Here is a 17,324-nt window from a genome sequence, read left to right on the forward strand (position 1 = left end):
ATTAAAAACTATATCTAAATCCTATCTGAATTTGATAAGGACTAAACGCATAACTTGTTTTTCCTGTATTAGTATTTACATTATATACAAAATGCTTCTCTGTCGCATCAAAACTTTTAATTGAATAAATATTTTGCTTTCCAATACGAGGACCAACACCCCAATCTTTACTCAATAAATTCGCTACATTGAAAATATCAAAACCAACTTCAAATTTATGCTTCTCAACAATATTGAACTTCTTTGTTAAACGCAAATCAAACGTTCCAGCAAACCCATTAATACCTCCATTTCTTTCTGCTATTTTTCCAAAACTTTTGCGGATATAATCTTTTGTATGTTTTTCTACTTCTGGATTATCTAAAATTGCCTGAATTCCTTTCTTTAAATAATCTGGTGTTGATGCACTATTTGGATCATAGATATAAGCCAAATCATTCGAATTCACAAAATCTCCATTCATGTTACCATTCACTGCCAACGAATAACGAGTTCCTCCTATTCCACTAAAACGAATACCAGCAGTCATTCCCCAAAAAGTTGGTGATTGTCCATACACAACCAGTTTATGACGGAAATGTGTATCAGAATAATTCATTTTACTTAAATTTCGAGGATCTTCAGCAACCATCAAACTCAACGTCGCTGTATTCGCAACATTACCATTATAAGAAGTATTATCTTTCGAATCATTCCAAGTATATGAAACAGAAATCTGTCCATCCTTGAAATAACGATACATACCATCTAACACAAATGCATATTGATCTTTTTTACCATCACTAATTAATTCTAAAACACGACCCAAGTCTTTCGTTTTACGTCCATTTACCCAATTGGCAGCTCCATTTGTAGGGTTTATTGTTGACGCTGGCACATAAACACCACGATTCGCCTCTTCTGCAATTCTAAAAAATGGTTCATCAACCATATTACGATCCACATACATATAGTTGTTACGCGCCCAGTTAGCATAAGCACTAATTCCTACACGCAAACGATCACTAAAAAAATGGTTATAAGAAGCATTTAACTTATACACCGTTGGCACTTTCGCATCTTTACTATTCGCATTTATTGTGATTAATTTTTCAATATTAGGATTATTGAACAAATCTTTTCCTGGAGCAGTATCAGGATTTTGTCTATAACCAATAAAATCTGGCGTTGGCACTAAAGCACCTTCAATATCTACCGCAGCAACCTTTGTTCCATCAAACAACATATTATTAATCATAGAATAAGGATTAAGTGAAGAACCAAAAATACCTCCACCAAATTTTACGAAATCTTTTCTATTTTGATTAACATCCCAAGTCAATTGAAAACGAGGTTGAATTTGCCACGTATTAATCTTATTATCAGTTCTAACACCCAATTGTTTATCAGCAATTTCATTGTAGTTTGCACCATTCAAGTATTGCATATTCTCTACACGCAAACCAGCCATTAAGTCTAAACCAGGAGAAAGCTCTGTTTCCATTTGTCCATAAACCGCAGAACTTAGTTGATTAATAACTGTAGAAGGATCATCCGTCAATCTAATCTCTCTTGCATAACGATAAGGTGTCATGTTCTTAAAATTGTCCATACCAGTAAAATAAAAACGTCCGTTCATTTCACTACCATACACATTTACCATTCTGTAATACGAGAAATCTCCACCAAAAGTATATTTGATATTATTTCGGTTGATATAAATATTATTCACCAATTGCACAACATCTCCTTTAAACCATTCTGGAGAAAAGCGTTGTCCACCTAACTGAATATTTGTAAACTGATTTTTACCATTAATCGTAGAACTAATTCCTTCTACAATCGCACGCGGAATAGATGCAGTTGGTAATTCCTTTGATGCTAATACAGATTGGTTCTCTAAAAAATACTGAACTTTTAATTCATTTGTAATATCATCATTAATATCAGTTCTCAACGATAACATCAAACTATTATCAGTTTTCTTACGATCAATATACGATTCGTACATATTGATTCTTGTATTATCACCTTCTGATAATAAATCTTTTTCGTGTACAAAATTATTACGAAGCGTTAATAAATTTCTTGCATTAATCTGCCAATCTAAACGTAAAAATGCAGCATTTGTATCTTTATTCTTGTTAAATGATCCAAATTGAGGATTATTTGAAACGCCATATTTTTCACGCGCAATACTCAAAAATTGATCTAAAGTAGATTGTGTTACATTAAATAAAGCTTCGTCACTTTCATTATTAATATTTGCAATGAATAATGGACGTTTATCAACTTGTCGATCCCAAGCAACAAAAAAGTGTGCTTTATCTTTCTTAATTGGTCCTCCCAAAGAAAAACCATATTGATAAGTAGAGAACTCATTATCTCGTTTATTTCCACGAATATCATACGGACTCGAAAGCCAATCTGTACGACCATACAAAAATGCACTTCCTTGCATTTTATTCGTCCCAGACTTTGTAACAGTACTAATTGTTCCACCACCAGCACGCCCGTTTGTTACATCATATTCATTTGTTACCACTTTAAACTCACGAATCGCTTCCATCGAAATAGAATAAGAAGACGAAGTAGAACCTCCTGCAATAGTACCTCTATTAGACATTCCATCTATCGTATAATCAACAGACGAAGATAATTGACCACCAATACTTGTTCCATTGCTCAACGGAGATAAATCTATTAAAGAAGTGAAATTTCGTCCATTTACAGGTAAAGTTTGTAAATCTTTTGCCGATACAGAAGTAGACGCACCAACTTGTTTAATAGAACTTTTTAAAGTTTGCCCACTTACCATCACTTCATTCAATTCAGTCGTTCCATTTGTAAATTTGAACGGAACCCAAATTAAATCTCCTTGATTCAAACTATATCCTTCTAAGATCTCCTCACCATGTTCTTCCGAAATAATAGTAACTGTATAAGGAGAACCTAATGGCAACTGCTTTAAGTTATACTCTCCTTTTTCATTCGTTTTCGTAGAAGCTGTAAATCCTGTCGATTCATTTTTCACAACAATGGTTACATTGTGCAAATCGAATCCATTAACATCAGTAATTTTTCCCGATATACCTGCTAAATCTCCCTGTGCATAAACTGCAGTAGTTGCTCCCATCACAAAAACAACTGCTGATAGTTGAAATAAATTAAGTTTCAAGTATATGTTTTATTTGAAACCCAAAATTATTTTTTACCTCACAATATGGTGTTACTTAATAATTAAGAAAGCTTTAACTAAAAGTCATAAAAAAGTTAACAGTTACAAGAAATTTAAACGTTTAATAAACCTTAAGAATTTGGTTTTAAGATTTAAAAGAGTATTTAAAGAAAATAATATGTTAAAAATCCGAGCATTCGCTCGGATTTAATTATACAATTATGGCTTTTTTTCGTGTTGATTTCTTCATTCTATACATAAGGTAAATAATTAGAGATAATAGAAATGAAAAAATAAAGTATCGGATTGCTAACCCATTTTGAGTATCAACTTTACCAGTACTTGAGATAATAAAACTTGTAAGCGAAGTAATAATATACGTCATTCCTCCCATCAAACCACCAGCAACACCAGCATTTTTAGGAAAAGCCATCATATTTGAAGTAAAGAATGATGTGAATAAAATTCCCGAACAAATATGAATGAAAAACGCAAAGAATAATAAAACAAATAGATTTTGAACAAAGAAACCTGTGATAATCAATAGTGAAATCAAAACTAATTGAACAATAATAGGTAAAGCTATACTTTCTTTAAAGTCAAGATGCATTCTTTTCTTTCCGACAAATCCGCCAATCATCCACGAAAAACCTAAAATTAAAGTTGAATAACCAATCACAACAGAATTAAAATGATAGGTATTTTCAATTAAAAACGGACCAATAATATTGAAAATCATTACAATAGAATAAGCAACAGCCTGTATCATAATTCCAACTATAAATAATTGATTGCTAAGCATCATTCTATAAGTATCAATAACGTTTTTCAAATTCAATTTAGTCTTTTCAACAATACTTTCCCCACTAAAAATCAATTCAAAAATTAAAATTAAAGCAGCGTAAATAGCTAAAAAATAAAAATTCGCATGCCAATTGAACAACTTTTCTAAATATCCACCTAAAAATGGAGCCAAAATAGGTCCGCATGACCAAACAATCGTGAAATAACCTAAATAATGTTTCGCCTTTTCTGGTGTATGAATATCAATAAAAAGTGCTCGAGTTGCAATAACAATAATCGCAACTGAAATTCCTTGAATAATTCGAAGAAAACAAATCAACAAAATGCTATCTGTACTCGCGATAACTAAACTTGTGATTAATACGACAAATAATGCTACAATTTTTGGATAATATCGTCCAATTGCATCCAAAATACTTCCAATAAACAATTGAGATAAACCATAACTCAATAAAAAACAAGTCAGAGTTAATTGAATACTACTTTCTGGAACTATCAACGATTTTGCCATCGACGGAAATGACGGCAAATAGATATCTGTTACAAATCCCGAAATTGGAATCGAAAAGAAACCAAGTATACTTATAATTTTTTTCCTTTTTTCTGATGCTTCTCTCAACATAAATCATTTTTTACTATGCAAAAGTAAAATGAATGTGAAATTGAGGAATTAAAAAAGACAAATAAAAAATTACAAAAATCAAATAAATTAATTTTATTGTTTAAATTTTAATGGAGAAGTTAAAGTATGTTTTTTAAAAAAATTATTAAAATGAGCAGGTTCCTCAAAACCTAATGTATAACCAACTTGCGCAATATCCCAATCAGTGTACAACAACAGGTTTTTAGCTTCTTCAACTATTTTCTGTTTAATAATTTGTGTCGTTGTTTGTTTTGTTACAGATTTCACAGATGAGTTGAGATGATTTACATGAATATTTAATTTCGTTGCAAAATCAGCTGGTGTTTTCAAAATAAGTGGATGAGCAGGAGAATCTAACGGAAATTGTTTATTTAATAATTCATCAAACTTCTTATACAATCTCACATTCGAAGGCAATTCAACCGCATGTATTTCATCAACTTTTTGTTCTAAAACATAATGAAAAATAGCAGATAAATGATTACGAATACTAAAATATCTCAATTGGTAATTGGATTGATTAAGACGATACATTTCCTGAAAATAAGACAAAATCAAAGGCAATTGCTCTTCAGAAATCTCAATGAAAGGAGAACTCCAATCTTTAAACAAAGATGTTTTTTTGAATACATCAAACTCTTTATTTTCAGAAAAAAATTGTTGATTGAACAAACAAAAATAACCTTCTTGTAAACTCGATTTACATTCCCAAGTGTAAGAAATATGCGGAGATGGAAGAAATAAAACCGGTTTAGAAATATACCGTTCATTATTTCCATATTTAAAAATTCCTTCACCAATCAACAGACTAATTTTGTAATAATCTCGTCGACTATATGGACTTTTAAAACTACAATACTTGCGCAAAGAAATATTAAAATGCGCTTTATCGTGTTCAAAATTAGCAGAATTCATCAATTCGGCTTGCTCTAAACTAATTTTATTATAATAATCTGCAATAGTTTCTAATTCTTGGCTCATCTCTATTCTTACAAAATTCAAATAAACAACATTTTAGAATAATTACATGTTAAAATCTATATTAATCATAAATATTATAAAATTTCATTAACTTTAATCACATTCAAAACTTAATAAAATGCCTTGGAATCCCGAACGATATAATCAATTCAAAAATATTCGTTATCAACCTTTTTATGATTTAGCGGATTTAATTTCTACTAATAATTTGAAAAATTGCATAGATGTAGGTTGTGGAACTGGCGAACAAACAGCAATTCTCGCTAATAAATTTGAACATGCTAATTTTTTAGGAATTGATTCTTCTAAGGAAATGCTTGAAAAGTCAAAAGAATTTGATTTAGCCAATCTTACATTTCAACAACAAACAATTGAAGGTTTTGCAAATTCTAATACAAATTGGGATTTAATTTTTAGTAATGCAGCGTTACAATGGTCGGATAATCATGAAGAATTGTTTCCTAAATTAATCTCAAAACTGAATGTTAATGGACAATTTGCAGTGCAAATGCCTTGTCAAAAAGATAATGTATTGAATGTTATTTTGAGTGATTTAGCACGAGAAAAACCTTTTGCAGATTATTTGAATAATTTTCATCGAGACTCGCCTTTGTTAGCGATAGATGATTATGCGAAAATCATGTTTGATAATGGATTGAAGGATTTGAACATCAGCATGAAAGTTTATCCAATTTACGGAAATGACGAAACAGAATTTTATAATTTCATTTCTGGTTCTGCCTTGATTCCTTATATGGAACGTTTAACGACTGAACAACAAGAATTATTTACGACAGAATTTAAAACGAGAATTAAGAAATATTATAAGACTTTTCCTGCAATTTATTCCTTTAAGAGAATATTGTTATATGGAAGAAAAAGTTAAACAAAAGAGAATCAATTATGATTCTCTTTTGTTTATTAAAATTTAATCTAAATCGTCTAATACAGATTTTAAGATATTACAACCTTTTATAATATCTTCATCCGAAATATTAATCGGTGGTGTAATTCGTAAATTCTCGATGCTATACATCAAAAAGAAAATAATCAAACCTCTGTTCATACATTCTTGCTGAACGCGCAACGTATATTCTGGCGATGATAACTCAGGAGCTAACATCAAACCTTTACCATGAATTTTCTTAATTTTTGGATGCTGAAGATTTTCTCTGAATAATTGCTCTTTTCGATCAATATCATCCATTAATTTTTCATCTTCTATAACATTTAGTAACTCCAAAGCCGCTGCTGCAATCACAGGATTTCCTCCGAAAGTCGTAATATGTCCCAATTGAGGATTTTGCTTAAGAGAACTCATAATTTTATCAGAAGTCATAAACGCACCAACAGGTAAACCGCTTGCCATGCCTTTTCCCATTGCCACAATATCTGGTACAACTCCAAAATGCTCGAAACCAAACAATTTCCCTGTACGTCCAAATCCTGGCTGAATTTCGTCCATAATCAATAATGCACCAACTTCTTCGCAACACTTTTTCAACTTGATAAAGAAATCATTTTCTGGTAATCTAAAACCAGAAGCACCACGAATACTTTCTACAATAACACCAGCCGTTTCTTTGGTAATTTTTTGTAAATCTTCTTCGTTATTAAAATCGATGAAATAAACTTCTGGTAACAATGGTCGGAAAGCAGCTTTCTTACGTTCATCACCCGAAACACTTAATGAACCATGTGTGTTCCCATGATAGGCATTACGAAAAGAAATCAATTGACGACGACCTGTAAAACGTTTCGCTAATTTAAGCGAAGCTTCAATCGCTTCTGTTCCAGAATTCACCAAATAAACTTGATCCAATCCTTCTGGTGTTAAATCAACCAGTCGCTTACATAATTCAACTGGTTTTTCTTGCGCATATTCACCATAAACAGCGACATGCATATATTTGTTTACCTGATCTATAATCGCTTGATTGATGCGCGGATGGCTATGTCCAAGTGTATTCACCGAAACGCCAGCCACAAAATCAAGATAGGCTCTTCCATCCTTTCCATAGATATAAGAGCCCTTTGCGTAATCGACTTCAAAACCAGATGCAAAATTTGTTGTTTGCGCCTGATATTTGAAAAATCCTTCTTTTAATGTTCCCATTTTATTTTAATAAAAAAAGTACAGCTGCACCGCCCATTGCATAAGCTGCAACAGTAAGAGCATCTGATTTACCTTTCGAAAATTTTCTTATTTTGAACGATGAAATATCATTTTTATGAAACTTCAATTCTTTTTCTGTTCCTTTTACAACAGCATATAAAGTATCAGCTTTCCATTGCTTCGCCTCTATTGTATATTCTTTTCCTTGTGCATCTACTTTATAAAATTGATCGGGTTTGATAACATCCGAAATTTTAATTGTAGAAGGATCTATCGCTACTTTCTCTTCTTTATTCTCTTGTTTCTTTGCTTTTAATGCAGCTAATTCTTCTTGACTTTCTGAAAGAGATGAACTAATTGCATTTTCATTCGGACTTTTGCGTTCTCTTCTCAATTCAGCAATATCAGCTCTAGAACGACTTCTTTCATTAGAGTTAGTCGTTTGATTTTGATTATTACCTTTAGACATTTCCAATGCATACTCCTCAGGATCAAAAGCTTTGTATGTATAACAACTAGACAATAGCAGAATAGATAATATGATAGATGTAGTTTTCATTTATAGTTTTAGAAATTAAACGATTAATTTATGAAAAGATTATTTCGAATCGATAAAAATATCTCGCCAAGTGTTTAATCGTTCAGAAATTCGCCATTTAAAATCGGGTAAATAACGCATTTCTTCTGGAAATTTTGACAATGGATACATTTTTCCGTCCGATTTTATGCGACATGCAACCAATTCAACATCTTTTCCTACAACATCAACTTCTATAATTCCGCAATAAGAAATATTAACTCCATAACGTTCTTTCACTTTCGTTTTTTGATCCGTATCATCCATGTACGTCAACGCAACAGCATTTTCTTCTACATTTATAAAATCAATTTTATCATCTTGAAAAAGAACAGTCAAATATTTTCCTTTGATTTGATGATATTCATTTTCCACAAGCGAATCCACTTTAGCAATCACAAAAGCATTATTGAACACTTTCATCGAGTCTAATTTTTCTGTTTTCGCATTTGTATACGCTTCGATATAATCTCCTGTCACTTGATTATCGCCAGAAAACAAAATTGGATCTTTATAAAATTGCATCAATCCTTTAGTTTGATTGTACACCAAAGAATCTGCTTTTCCGTTCGCATTCGATTTGTAAAAACGCGCTTTATGAAATGCTTTCACCAATGAAGTCGAATCAACATCGTGACGTTTTACCGCCAACAAAGTATCCGCACTAATGTAAAGCGAATCTTTATCAAACGCTTTCACAGCATACGCGTTCTTCGTTACAAAAGCCGAATCTAAGTATTTAAAAGCTTCTCCGTAATCACCTTTCAAAAATCTTTTTTCTAATGGATCATCCAAAAAAACATCCCCTTCACCTTTACCAAAACCTGTTTTATCGTTGAAATAAAGTTTTTTAGCCGTCAACGTTTTGTTTTGATAATAAACTTTTGAATTTCCTCTTAACCAAGCTTCACCCGTTTTTTTATTAAAATCTCCATCCGAAGTAATGATATATTGTGATGGATCATTTCGACGTGTAATTTTAGAATAATCACGGAAAGTAGTAATTCCCGTAATATCATTCGTCGTCATTTTTCTTGAATAAATCGTATAATCTTTATTCGTAATAAAAACTTCTGAACCAAAATTTGCCGATTTAGACTTTACATTATACACAACATTTCGTCCTTCGACCAAAGTTCCATCAGAACCAATTGTTTTGTAAGTATCATTTACAATAATATTTCCAGTCAATCGCTCGTAAATCATTTTTTCAGAACTGATTTGTTGCGTAGGCGTCTTCACTTCTACTTTCCCAATACCAGTCGCAATCTCAGTTGTACGATTATAATCCATATAATCTGCCGTAATACGAGAACTTGGATCAGTCAACACCACATCTTTGAAAGCTTTTGCAATTGTTGTGTTTCCGTCATACTCCATTTTATGCGCCGTAATTGTTTTGTCTTTACTCACCAAACGTGCATTCGACCAAACAACAGCCAAGTTTTTATCACGATATAAAACCGCACTATCAGCTGTAATTACATCACCTTTATATTCAATAACAACATTACCTGTTAAAATCTGATTCCCTTCAAAACGATCTGGATAACGCTCAACTAAATCAGCATTCTTCAACACAACTTTTTCTTTTTTAGGTTTCTGTTGCGCAAAAGCACTTATCGTCATAAAACATGAAAGTAAAAAAGCAACTTTCAAACCTGTTTTATTTTTATTTATATAATTAATTAACAATTACTTAATGTTTTTATTTAATCTCTATTTCACTTCAAAAAAGTGTTAGCCAAAATTAGTATTATTTTTTTAGTCCTAAAAATTAATTATTACGTTAAAACGTGCTTGAATACTTAAAATTTTCATAATGTTTTAATCAATATGATAGATTTTTAAGTCTTAATTTGATTAAAAAAATAACTATTATTCATAAAATTCAATTTTAAAATTCTTAACTTCATATTCAATTTTATAAATCTATTAAATGCCTCAATATCAAAATGTATTAGACAGTCCAAACACCAATACTATTTTTATGGTTTGGAATTTTAAGGAAAATACTGCTTACAAAGATGCTTTCAAAAAGCTTTGCGCTTTAATTATCAATCTCAATCATTCAGCCAATACACGTTTTCCGAAAACGCAATCGAGCGTTATTTTAGGAATTAGCTACGAAGCTTGGATAAAATTAGATTTACCTAAACCTTTACCGAAAGAATTAAAACCTTTTGTTGCTATTAAAGGAGAAAAGCATGAAGCTGTTTCTACAAAAGCTGATATTCATTTTCATATCCGTTCTACGCAACAAAGTTATTGCATTGATATTGTTTCTAATCTAACTGATTTATTAAATGATGTTGCGACTTGTCAAGAAGAAATTCATGGTTTTAGATATTGGGATGGTCGTAGTATTTTAGGTTTTGTCGACGGAACTGAAAATCCACAAGGTGACGAGAGAACAAATTTTGGTTTGATTGGCAATGAAGATTCTGCTTATACAAATGGAAGTTACTTATTTGTGCAAAAATACATTCATGATATGCAAGCTTGGAAAAATTTACCAATCTCTGAACAAGAAAAAGTAATTGGACGATCTAAAGTTGATGATATCGAAATGAATGATGATGAAAAACCTTCGAATTCGCATTCTGCATTAGCAAATGTTGGAGATGACAAAAAAATTGTTCGTGATAATATGCCTTTTGGAAATATGTCGACAAATGAAATGGGAACCTATTTTATTGCTTATGCCAGAAAATTTAGCATTGTAGAAGAAATGTTAGAACGCATGTTTGTTGGTGAACCTGTCGGAAACTATGATCGAATATTAGATTTTAGTAAAGCCAAAACTGGAACTTTATTTTTTGTTCCTTCTTTTGATTTGTTAGACCAATTTTCTAATTAAAATAACAAAAAAGACCTTTTACGAAATTGTAAAAGGTCTTTTGGTTTTATAAAATCAAGGTTATTTATTCTTACGAGTTCCGTAAAAATACAATGAATGATTATCAATTTTGATATCAAAAATATCTTCTATCGTTTGTTTAATAGATTGAATTCTTGGATCACAAAACTCCAATACTTCTCCTGTATCAGACAAAATAATATGGTCATGATTTTTGTCGAAATATGATTTTTCGTAATGCGCTTGTTGATCTCCAAACTGATGTTTACGCACCAATTTTGCTTCCATCAAAAGCTCGATAGTATTGTATAAAGTAGCACGACTAACGCGGTATTTCTTATTTTTCATTTTGATATACAACATATCAATATCAAAATGATCATCTGTAAAATAAATTTCCTCTAAAATAGCATAACGTTCAGGTGTCTTACGATGTCCATTGTCTTCCAAGAAATTCGTAAACACTTGCTTTACTATTTCGTAATTACTTGATTTTACTGATTCGTCTGTCATATAAAAAATTTGTGTAAATATACAGAATATTTCCTTATCAATGTAACGAAACAGCTTTCAATTCGTACGTTTTTTCTATCTCTTGATAATAAATCTTTATAACAGCGTATAATTAACAATATATCTATATAAGAAAACATATAATCTTTCAAAATTATTTTATCCTTTACACCACAAAGGTTAACTTTGCACACGATGGAAGAAAATTATTTAGAAAAACTGAACGAACCACAGCGTTTGGCTGTAGAAGCTACCGAAGGTCCAGTAATGGTGATTGCAGGTGCGGGTTCTGGAAAGACGAGAGTGTTAACTTATCGCATTGCTCATTTACTAAATAAAGGAGTTGATGCTTTCAATATATTGTCTTTAACATTTACCAATAAAGCTGCCCGAGAAATGAAAGAACGTATCGGACATGTGGTTGGTGAAGCGAATGCAAAAGCTCTTTGGATGGGTACTTTCCACTCTGTTTTTGCGCGTATTCTACGTGTTGAAGCTCCGCTTTTAGGTTATCCATCAGATTTTACAATTTACGATCAACAAGATGCAGTTTCGGTAATGACAAAGATTATTAACGAAATGCATTTGGATAAAGATATTTACAAAGTAAAACAAGTTTTGGGAAGAATTTCTCAATACAAAAATAACTTGATTACAGTTAGAGCTTATCATAACAATCAAGCTTTAATTGAAGCCGATAATGAAGCAATGCGACCTCGAATGGGCGATATTTACAGAGCTTATGTAGATCGTTGTTTCAAATCTGGCGCAATGGATTTTGATGATTTATTGTTACGTACCAATGAAATTTTGACGCGTTTTCCTGAGGTTTTAGCAAAATATCAAGAACGTTTCAAATACATTATGGTTGATGAGTACCAAGATACCAATCATTCGCAATATTTGATTGTAAAAGCATTGGCTTCTCGTTACGAAAACCTTTGTGTGGTTGGTGATGATGCGCAATCTATCTATGCTTTCCGTGGTGCAAATATTCGAAATATTTTATCATTCAAATCTGATTATCCTGATGCGAAATTATATCCATTAGAACAAAATTATCGTTCGACACAAATGATTGTGGAAGCTGCGAATCAGATTATCAAACAAAATCAAGATCAATTAGAAAAAAATGTTTGGACAGCAAATGAAACTGGTGAGAAAATAGCCGTTTATCGTGGACTTTCTGATGCTGATGAAGCACGTTATATTGCAACTCAGATTTGGGAAAGACAGATCAATAAACATCTTCAACCAAAAGATTTTGCTATTCTTTATCGTACCAATGCGCAATCTCGTGCTTTAGAAGAAGCCTTGAGAAAAAGAGGAATTCAGTACCGTGTTTATGGCGGAACTTCTTTCTATCAGCGCAAAGAGATTAAGGATATGGTTAGCTATATGAGGTTATTGATTAATCAAAATGATGAAGAAGCTTTATTGCGAACAATCAATTATCCAGCACGTGGAATTGGTCAAACAACAATTTCTAAACTTTTGGTCGCAGCAGATCAACATCAAATTAGTTTATTTTCTTTGATTGAAAATATTGCGATGTATGCTCCAACCATTGGAATAAATGCAGGAACATCAAACAAATTGAATGATTTTGTGTTGATGATTAAGCGTTTCCAAGTGATGCTAAAATCACATGATGTATATGAAGTAACAATGGAAATGGCTAAAACAACACAATTGTTGAATGCGTTGAAAGAAGATTCTACACCAGAAGGTGTTTCTCGCTTAGAGAACGTTCAAGAGTTGTTAAATTCGATCCAAGGTTATGTCGAAGAACAACAACAATTAGACGAAGGAGATGCTTCTTTAGGAGGTTTCTTAGAAAATATTGCTTTAGCAACTGATGCGGATAACGAGGAAGATGACGATAACAAGGTCAATTTGATGACGGTCCACTTAGCAAAAGGTTTAGAATTCCCTGTTGTATTTATTGCAGGTTTAGAAGAAAATCTTTTCCCTTCTATGATGAGTGTTAACACGCGCGCTGAGTTAGAAGAAGAACGTCGCTTATTTTATGTTGCCTTAACGCGCGCTGAGAAAGTGGCTTATATGACCTATTCTGTTTCACGTTTTCGTTGGGGAAAAATTATCGATTGTGAACCATCTCGTTTCTTAGAAGAAATTGATGATAGTTTCTTAGAATGGAAAAATCTGAATATTTCTGCAAGAGCTTCTAATAATAGTGGATTATCGGCTGATTTATTTGGAGATGAACCAACACCACAAAACTATCAACAACGAGAAAAATCAGTTGCAAGACCAAATCCAAGAGCTCGTGTAGAACCAGCTCAACCAAGGTCAAATTTCAAACCACTAAATCAAACAAAAAGTAACGCTTCATCAACAGCAAATGCACAAGGTTTGCAAGTTGGTCAAGTTGTTGTTCACGATCGTTTTGGACGAGGAATTGTGAAAGATTTGCAAGGAGAACCATCAGATATGAAAGCAATTATTCATTTTGATAATGCAGGAGAAAAAAAATTACTCTTAAATTTTGCAAAACTAAAAATCATTCGATCATAATAAAAAAACAGAAAAAGGTTACAGTAATTTGTAACCTTTTTTATTTATATTTAACTAATTACATACCTTTTATCAAACTAAAGGTTTAAATAAGATATCTTCAAAATTTAGAATAAAATTCTTGCTTGTATTTATTTTTTCGAATAAATAAACAGATTAAATCTTATAATTAAGATTTTTTTAGCATTTTAGCACCACAAATAAACACAAGAACAAAAATTTTATACTCAAATGGATGATATCGTCAATATCATAAGTGGATATGTTTGGTCATATGCATTAATTGGACTTTGCGCTTTAACAGGAATTTACTTCTCTATTCGCACCGGATTTTTACAAATCGTTTACATAAAAGACATGGTTCGCTTGCTATTTAGTGGCGAAAAATCGGACAAAGGAATCACTCCTTTCCAAGCATTTTCTTTAGCTATCTCTGGTCGTGTAGGGACAGGAAATATTGTTGGAGTTGCTACCGCAATCGCAATGGGAGGACCTGGAGCAATTTTCTGGATGTGGTTTATCGCATTTTTAGGAAGTGCATCTGCCTTTATCGAATCTGCATTGGGACAAGTCTATAAGCAAGAAATCGATGGAGAATATCGTGGTGGACCATCATACTACATCGAAAAAGGTTTAGGAATCAAATGGTACGCAGTTTTGTTTGCAATCATTACAATTATGAGCTGCGGATTGTTATTACCAGGCGTACAATCGAATAGTATTTCATCAGCTTTAAACAATGCGTTTGATATTCCTATTTACAATTTTGTCGGAATTCCAATCAACATTGTAGGATTCATCATTATTGGATTATTAGCTTTAATTATTTTTGGAGGTGTAAAACGTTTAGGACAAGCTTCTGAATTCATCGTTCCCTTTATGGCAGGTGCTTACATCTTGATGGCAATCATTATTATTGGAATGAATATTCATCAAGTTCCATCAGTTTTACGATTAATTTTTTCATCAGCTTTCAATCAAGAATCACTTTATAGTGGTGTTTTTGGATCTGCAATTGCTTGGGGAATAAAACGTGGAATTTATTCTAACGAAGCTGGTCAAGGAACTGCTCCTCATGCGGCTGCGGCTGCGGAAGTAAACCATCCTGCACAACAAGGTTTGGTACAAGCTTTTTCTGTTTACATCGATACATTATTTGTGTGTACAGCAACTGCTTTTATGATTTTATTTACGGGAAAATACAATGTAAATCACCCAGAAAAAGCGGGAAGTTTCATTACTCAAAATCTTCCTGGTGTAGATTATACAGGTTTTACACAAGCAGCTGTTTCGAGTCATTTTCCTTCATTCGGAAATAGTTTTGTTGCAATTGCTTTGTTTTTCTTTGCTTTTACAACAATTATGGCTTATTACTATTATGCGGAAACGAATATTACATACATTTTCAAAGGAAAAAATACAAAAGTTTATGTATGGATTTTACGTTTTTGTTTCTTGGGCGCTACGTATTACGGAACAATCAAAACTGCTGAAACTGCTTGGGCAATTGGTGATATTGGTGTAGGTTTAATGGCATGGGTAAATGTTATCGCTATTTTATTATTGAGCGGAGTTGGGCTTAAAGTCTGGAAAGATTATAAAGACAAACGTAAAAAAGGAATTAAAAATCCTGATTTCAATCCGTTAGAAATCGGAATTAAAAATGCTACTTTTTGGGAGAACAAAAATAAATAATACAAAAAAGCCACTTCGTTGGAAGTGGCTTTTTTGCTATTAAAAATTATGATTATTGGGCTTGAGTAAACTCTAAATTCACCAATAATTTTACTTTATCAGAAACTACTAATCCTCCTGCTTCTGTTACTTGGCTCCATCCTAATCCGTAATCTTTACGATTGATTTCGCCTGAGAATTCGAAACCAGCTCTTTCTAATCCCCAAGGATCAGTAATAACTCCACCAAAATCTGCATTTAAAGTGATTGGTTTTTTCTCTCCACGGATTTCTAAAGTTCCCTCAATTTTTCCGTTTTGAATACCTGAAGTACTTTCAAATTTCATTTCTGGAAATTGTTCAGCAGCGAAAAAATCAGCTGATTTTAAATGTCCATCACGATCTGAATTTTTTGTATTGATTGAATCTACTTTTGCATCAAATTCAAATTTTGCATCAGAAAAATCGTTACTATTACTTTCTACACCAGCATTGAAATGATCAAAATTTCCTGTTACTGTAGAAATTACCATGTGTTTTACTTTAAATTGAACTTCTGAATGAGAAGGGTCTAAATTCCATTTTGTTGCCATAATGTTTTGTTTTTATTTGTTATTTAAATTGATTTATTTATCCTATTTTGAATGATAACATTCCTAATGATCCGTAAATTAATTTGTCATTAAAAAGTGTTACTTCCTCTTCTTTTCCTTGTAATGCTAATGCGTAAATAGATGGCAAATAATGTTCCATAGATGGTACGGCGAGATTAAATGCGCTACCTTTTTGTACAAAATTGAACAATTCGTCGTGATTACCTGTTTGAACAATATTCTTGAATGTATCATTCACTTCATAAGCCCAATCATAACCAGCATTTGGCTCGCTCCAATTTAATGCTCTCAAATTGTGTACAACATTCCCACTTCCTACTATTAATATCCCTTTACTACGCAAAGCGTCTAATTCCTTCGCTAATTCGTAATGCTCTTTTGGCGTTTTATAAACATCCAAACTCAGTTCTATCATCGGAACATCTGCTTCTGGATACAAAAATTTAATCACACTCCAAGAGCCGTGGTCAAATCCCCACATTTTGTCTAAATCGACATCTGTTGTTTTAATTAAATTTTTGACCTCTGTTGCTAATTCAGGACTTCCTGGTGCTGGATATTCAACATCGAATAAAGCTTGTGGAAAACCATAAAAATCGTGAATCGTTTTCGGTTGTTCTAAAGCCATAACTTTAGTCCCTTTCGTTTCCCAATGTGCCGAAATACAAATAATCGCATTTGGTTTTGGGATTGTTTTTCCAATATTCTTCCAACCTTCTACAAAAATATTTTCTTCGATTGCGTTCATCGGAGAGCCATGTCCTAAAAATAAAACTGGCATTTTATCAGTTGTAGAAAAACTTGAAGTTATAGATTTTAACGTATTGAAATTCACGATTTTTACAGTA

The 17,324-nt window shown here is 32.2% G+C and carries 13 protein-coding genes; 4 read left to right on the top strand and 9 right to left on the bottom strand.

Going from position 1 to position 17,324, the window contains the following annotated elements:
* Position 1 precedes the first annotated feature (1 nt).
* The 3 genes from N5D03_RS03505 to N5D03_RS03515 form a co-directional block, all read right to left on the bottom strand.
* The gene (locus tag N5D03_RS03505) at positions 2-3,157 is read right to left on the bottom strand and encodes a carboxypeptidase regulatory-like domain-containing protein (protein WP_280050947.1); all 3,156 of its coding nucleotides are present in this window, start codon (positions 3,155-3,157) and stop codon (positions 2-4) included.
* 211 nt (positions 3,158-3,368) lie between these two features.
* Positions 3,369-4,583: an MFS transporter gene (locus N5D03_RS03510; protein ID WP_280050948.1), complete on the bottom strand. Its 1,215-nt coding sequence runs from the start codon at positions 4,581-4,583 to the stop codon at positions 3,369-3,371.
* A 93-nt stretch (positions 4,584-4,676) separates the two neighbouring features.
* Complete coding sequence (locus N5D03_RS03515) at positions 4,677-5,585, bottom strand: helix-turn-helix domain-containing protein (protein ID WP_280050949.1); 909 nt, start codon at positions 5,583-5,585, stop codon at positions 4,677-4,679.
* Positions 5,586-5,703: 118 nt separating this feature from the next.
* Here N5D03_RS03515 and N5D03_RS03520 point away from each other — a divergent pair, with 118 nt between their 5' ends.
* Positions 5,704-6,471, top strand: coding sequence for a methyltransferase domain-containing protein (locus N5D03_RS03520; RefSeq protein WP_280050950.1), 768 nt, complete (start codon positions 5,704-5,706; stop codon positions 6,469-6,471).
* A gap of 42 nt (positions 6,472-6,513) precedes the next feature.
* Here N5D03_RS03520 and N5D03_RS03525 read toward each other — a convergent pair whose 3' ends face one another.
* From N5D03_RS03525 to N5D03_RS03535, 3 genes are read right to left on the bottom strand one after another with little or no spacing between them, the layout of a single operon-like run.
* Positions 6,514-7,701, bottom strand: coding sequence for an aspartate aminotransferase family protein (locus N5D03_RS03525; protein WP_280050951.1), 1,188 nt, complete (start codon positions 7,699-7,701; stop codon positions 6,514-6,516).
* A 1-nt stretch (position 7,702) separates the two neighbouring features.
* The gene (locus N5D03_RS03530) at positions 7,703-8,260 is read right to left on the bottom strand and encodes a hypothetical protein (RefSeq protein WP_152606083.1); all 558 of its coding nucleotides are present in this window, start codon (positions 8,258-8,260) and stop codon (positions 7,703-7,705) included.
* 39 nt (positions 8,261-8,299) lie between these two features.
* A complete protein-coding gene (locus N5D03_RS03535) occupies positions 8,300-9,973 on the bottom strand; it encodes an OstA-like protein (RefSeq protein ID WP_236688166.1) in 1,674 nt (557 codons plus the stop codon).
* Positions 9,974-10,217: 244 nt separating this feature from the next.
* On the opposite strand from N5D03_RS03535, the gene N5D03_RS03540 reads away from it, so the two are divergent.
* Entirely contained in the window at positions 10,218-11,138 is a 921-nt protein-coding gene (locus N5D03_RS03540) for a Dyp-type peroxidase (RefSeq protein ID WP_280050952.1), read from the top strand.
* A 60-nt stretch (positions 11,139-11,198) separates the two neighbouring features.
* Here the strand turns inward: N5D03_RS03540 and N5D03_RS03545 are convergent, their stop codons facing one another.
* Complete coding sequence (locus tag N5D03_RS03545) at positions 11,199-11,651, bottom strand: transcriptional repressor (RefSeq protein WP_038331681.1); 453 nt, start codon at positions 11,649-11,651, stop codon at positions 11,199-11,201.
* A 195-nt stretch (positions 11,652-11,846) separates the two neighbouring features.
* On the opposite strand from N5D03_RS03545, the gene N5D03_RS03550 reads away from it, so the two are divergent.
* Both N5D03_RS03550 and N5D03_RS03555 read left to right on the top strand, forming a co-directional pair.
* Positions 11,847-14,189, top strand: coding sequence for a UvrD-helicase domain-containing protein (locus tag N5D03_RS03550; RefSeq protein ID WP_280050953.1), 2,343 nt, complete (start codon positions 11,847-11,849; stop codon positions 14,187-14,189).
* A 231-nt stretch (positions 14,190-14,420) separates the two neighbouring features.
* Positions 14,421-15,884, top strand: coding sequence for an alanine/glycine:cation symporter family protein (locus tag N5D03_RS03555; RefSeq protein ID WP_280050954.1), 1,464 nt, complete (start codon positions 14,421-14,423; stop codon positions 15,882-15,884).
* Between the two features lie 52 nt (positions 15,885-15,936).
* On the opposite strand, the gene N5D03_RS03560 is transcribed toward N5D03_RS03555, so the two are convergent.
* The gene (locus N5D03_RS03560; protein ID WP_115000649.1) at positions 15,937-16,455 is read right to left on the bottom strand and encodes a YceI family protein; all 519 of its coding nucleotides are present in this window, start codon (positions 16,453-16,455) and stop codon (positions 15,937-15,939) included.
* Positions 16,456-16,492: 37 nt separating this feature from the next.
* The gene (gene ygiD, locus N5D03_RS03565) at positions 16,493-17,311 is read right to left on the bottom strand and encodes a 4,5-DOPA dioxygenase extradiol (protein ID WP_280050955.1); all 819 of its coding nucleotides are present in this window, start codon (positions 17,309-17,311) and stop codon (positions 16,493-16,495) included.
* Between the last annotated feature and the right edge of the window lie 13 nt (positions 17,312-17,324).

The sequence above is a fragment of the Empedobacter sp. GD03861 genome, from assembly GCF_029840885.1.
In the GTDB taxonomy this organism is placed as follows: Bacteria; Bacteroidota; Bacteroidia; order Flavobacteriales; family Weeksellaceae; genus Empedobacter; species Empedobacter falsenii_B.

What these genes read in the sequence shown, in the direction of transcription:
- N5D03_RS03510 (WP_280050948.1), bottom strand. Translation starts at nt 4,583, where the DNA reads ATGTTGAGAGAAGCATCAGAAAAAAGGAAAAAAATTATAAGTATACTT.
- N5D03_RS03515 (WP_280050949.1), bottom strand. Translation starts at nt 5,585, where the DNA reads ATGAGCCAAGAATTAGAAACTATTGCAGATTATTATAATAAAATTAGT.
- N5D03_RS03520 (WP_280050950.1), top strand. Translation starts at nt 5,704, where the DNA reads ATGCCTTGGAATCCCGAACGATATAATCAATTCAAAAATATTCGTTAT.
- N5D03_RS03525 (WP_280050951.1), bottom strand. Translation starts at nt 7,701, where the DNA reads ATGGGAACATTAAAAGAAGGATTTTTCAAATATCAGGCGCAAACAACA.
- N5D03_RS03530 (WP_152606083.1), bottom strand. Translation starts at nt 8,260, where the DNA reads ATGAAAACTACATCTATCATATTATCTATTCTGCTATTGTCTAGTTGT.
- N5D03_RS03540 (WP_280050952.1), top strand. Translation starts at nt 10,218, where the DNA reads ATGCCTCAATATCAAAATGTATTAGACAGTCCAAACACCAATACTATT.
- N5D03_RS03545 (WP_038331681.1), bottom strand. Translation starts at nt 11,651, where the DNA reads ATGACAGACGAATCAGTAAAATCAAGTAATTACGAAATAGTAAAGCAA.
- N5D03_RS03550 (WP_280050953.1), top strand. Translation starts at nt 11,847, where the DNA reads ATGGAAGAAAATTATTTAGAAAAACTGAACGAACCACAGCGTTTGGCT.
- N5D03_RS03555 (WP_280050954.1), top strand. Translation starts at nt 14,421, where the DNA reads ATGGATGATATCGTCAATATCATAAGTGGATATGTTTGGTCATATGCA.
- N5D03_RS03560 (WP_115000649.1), bottom strand. Translation starts at nt 16,455, where the DNA reads ATGGCAACAAAATGGAATTTAGACCCTTCTCATTCAGAAGTTCAATTT.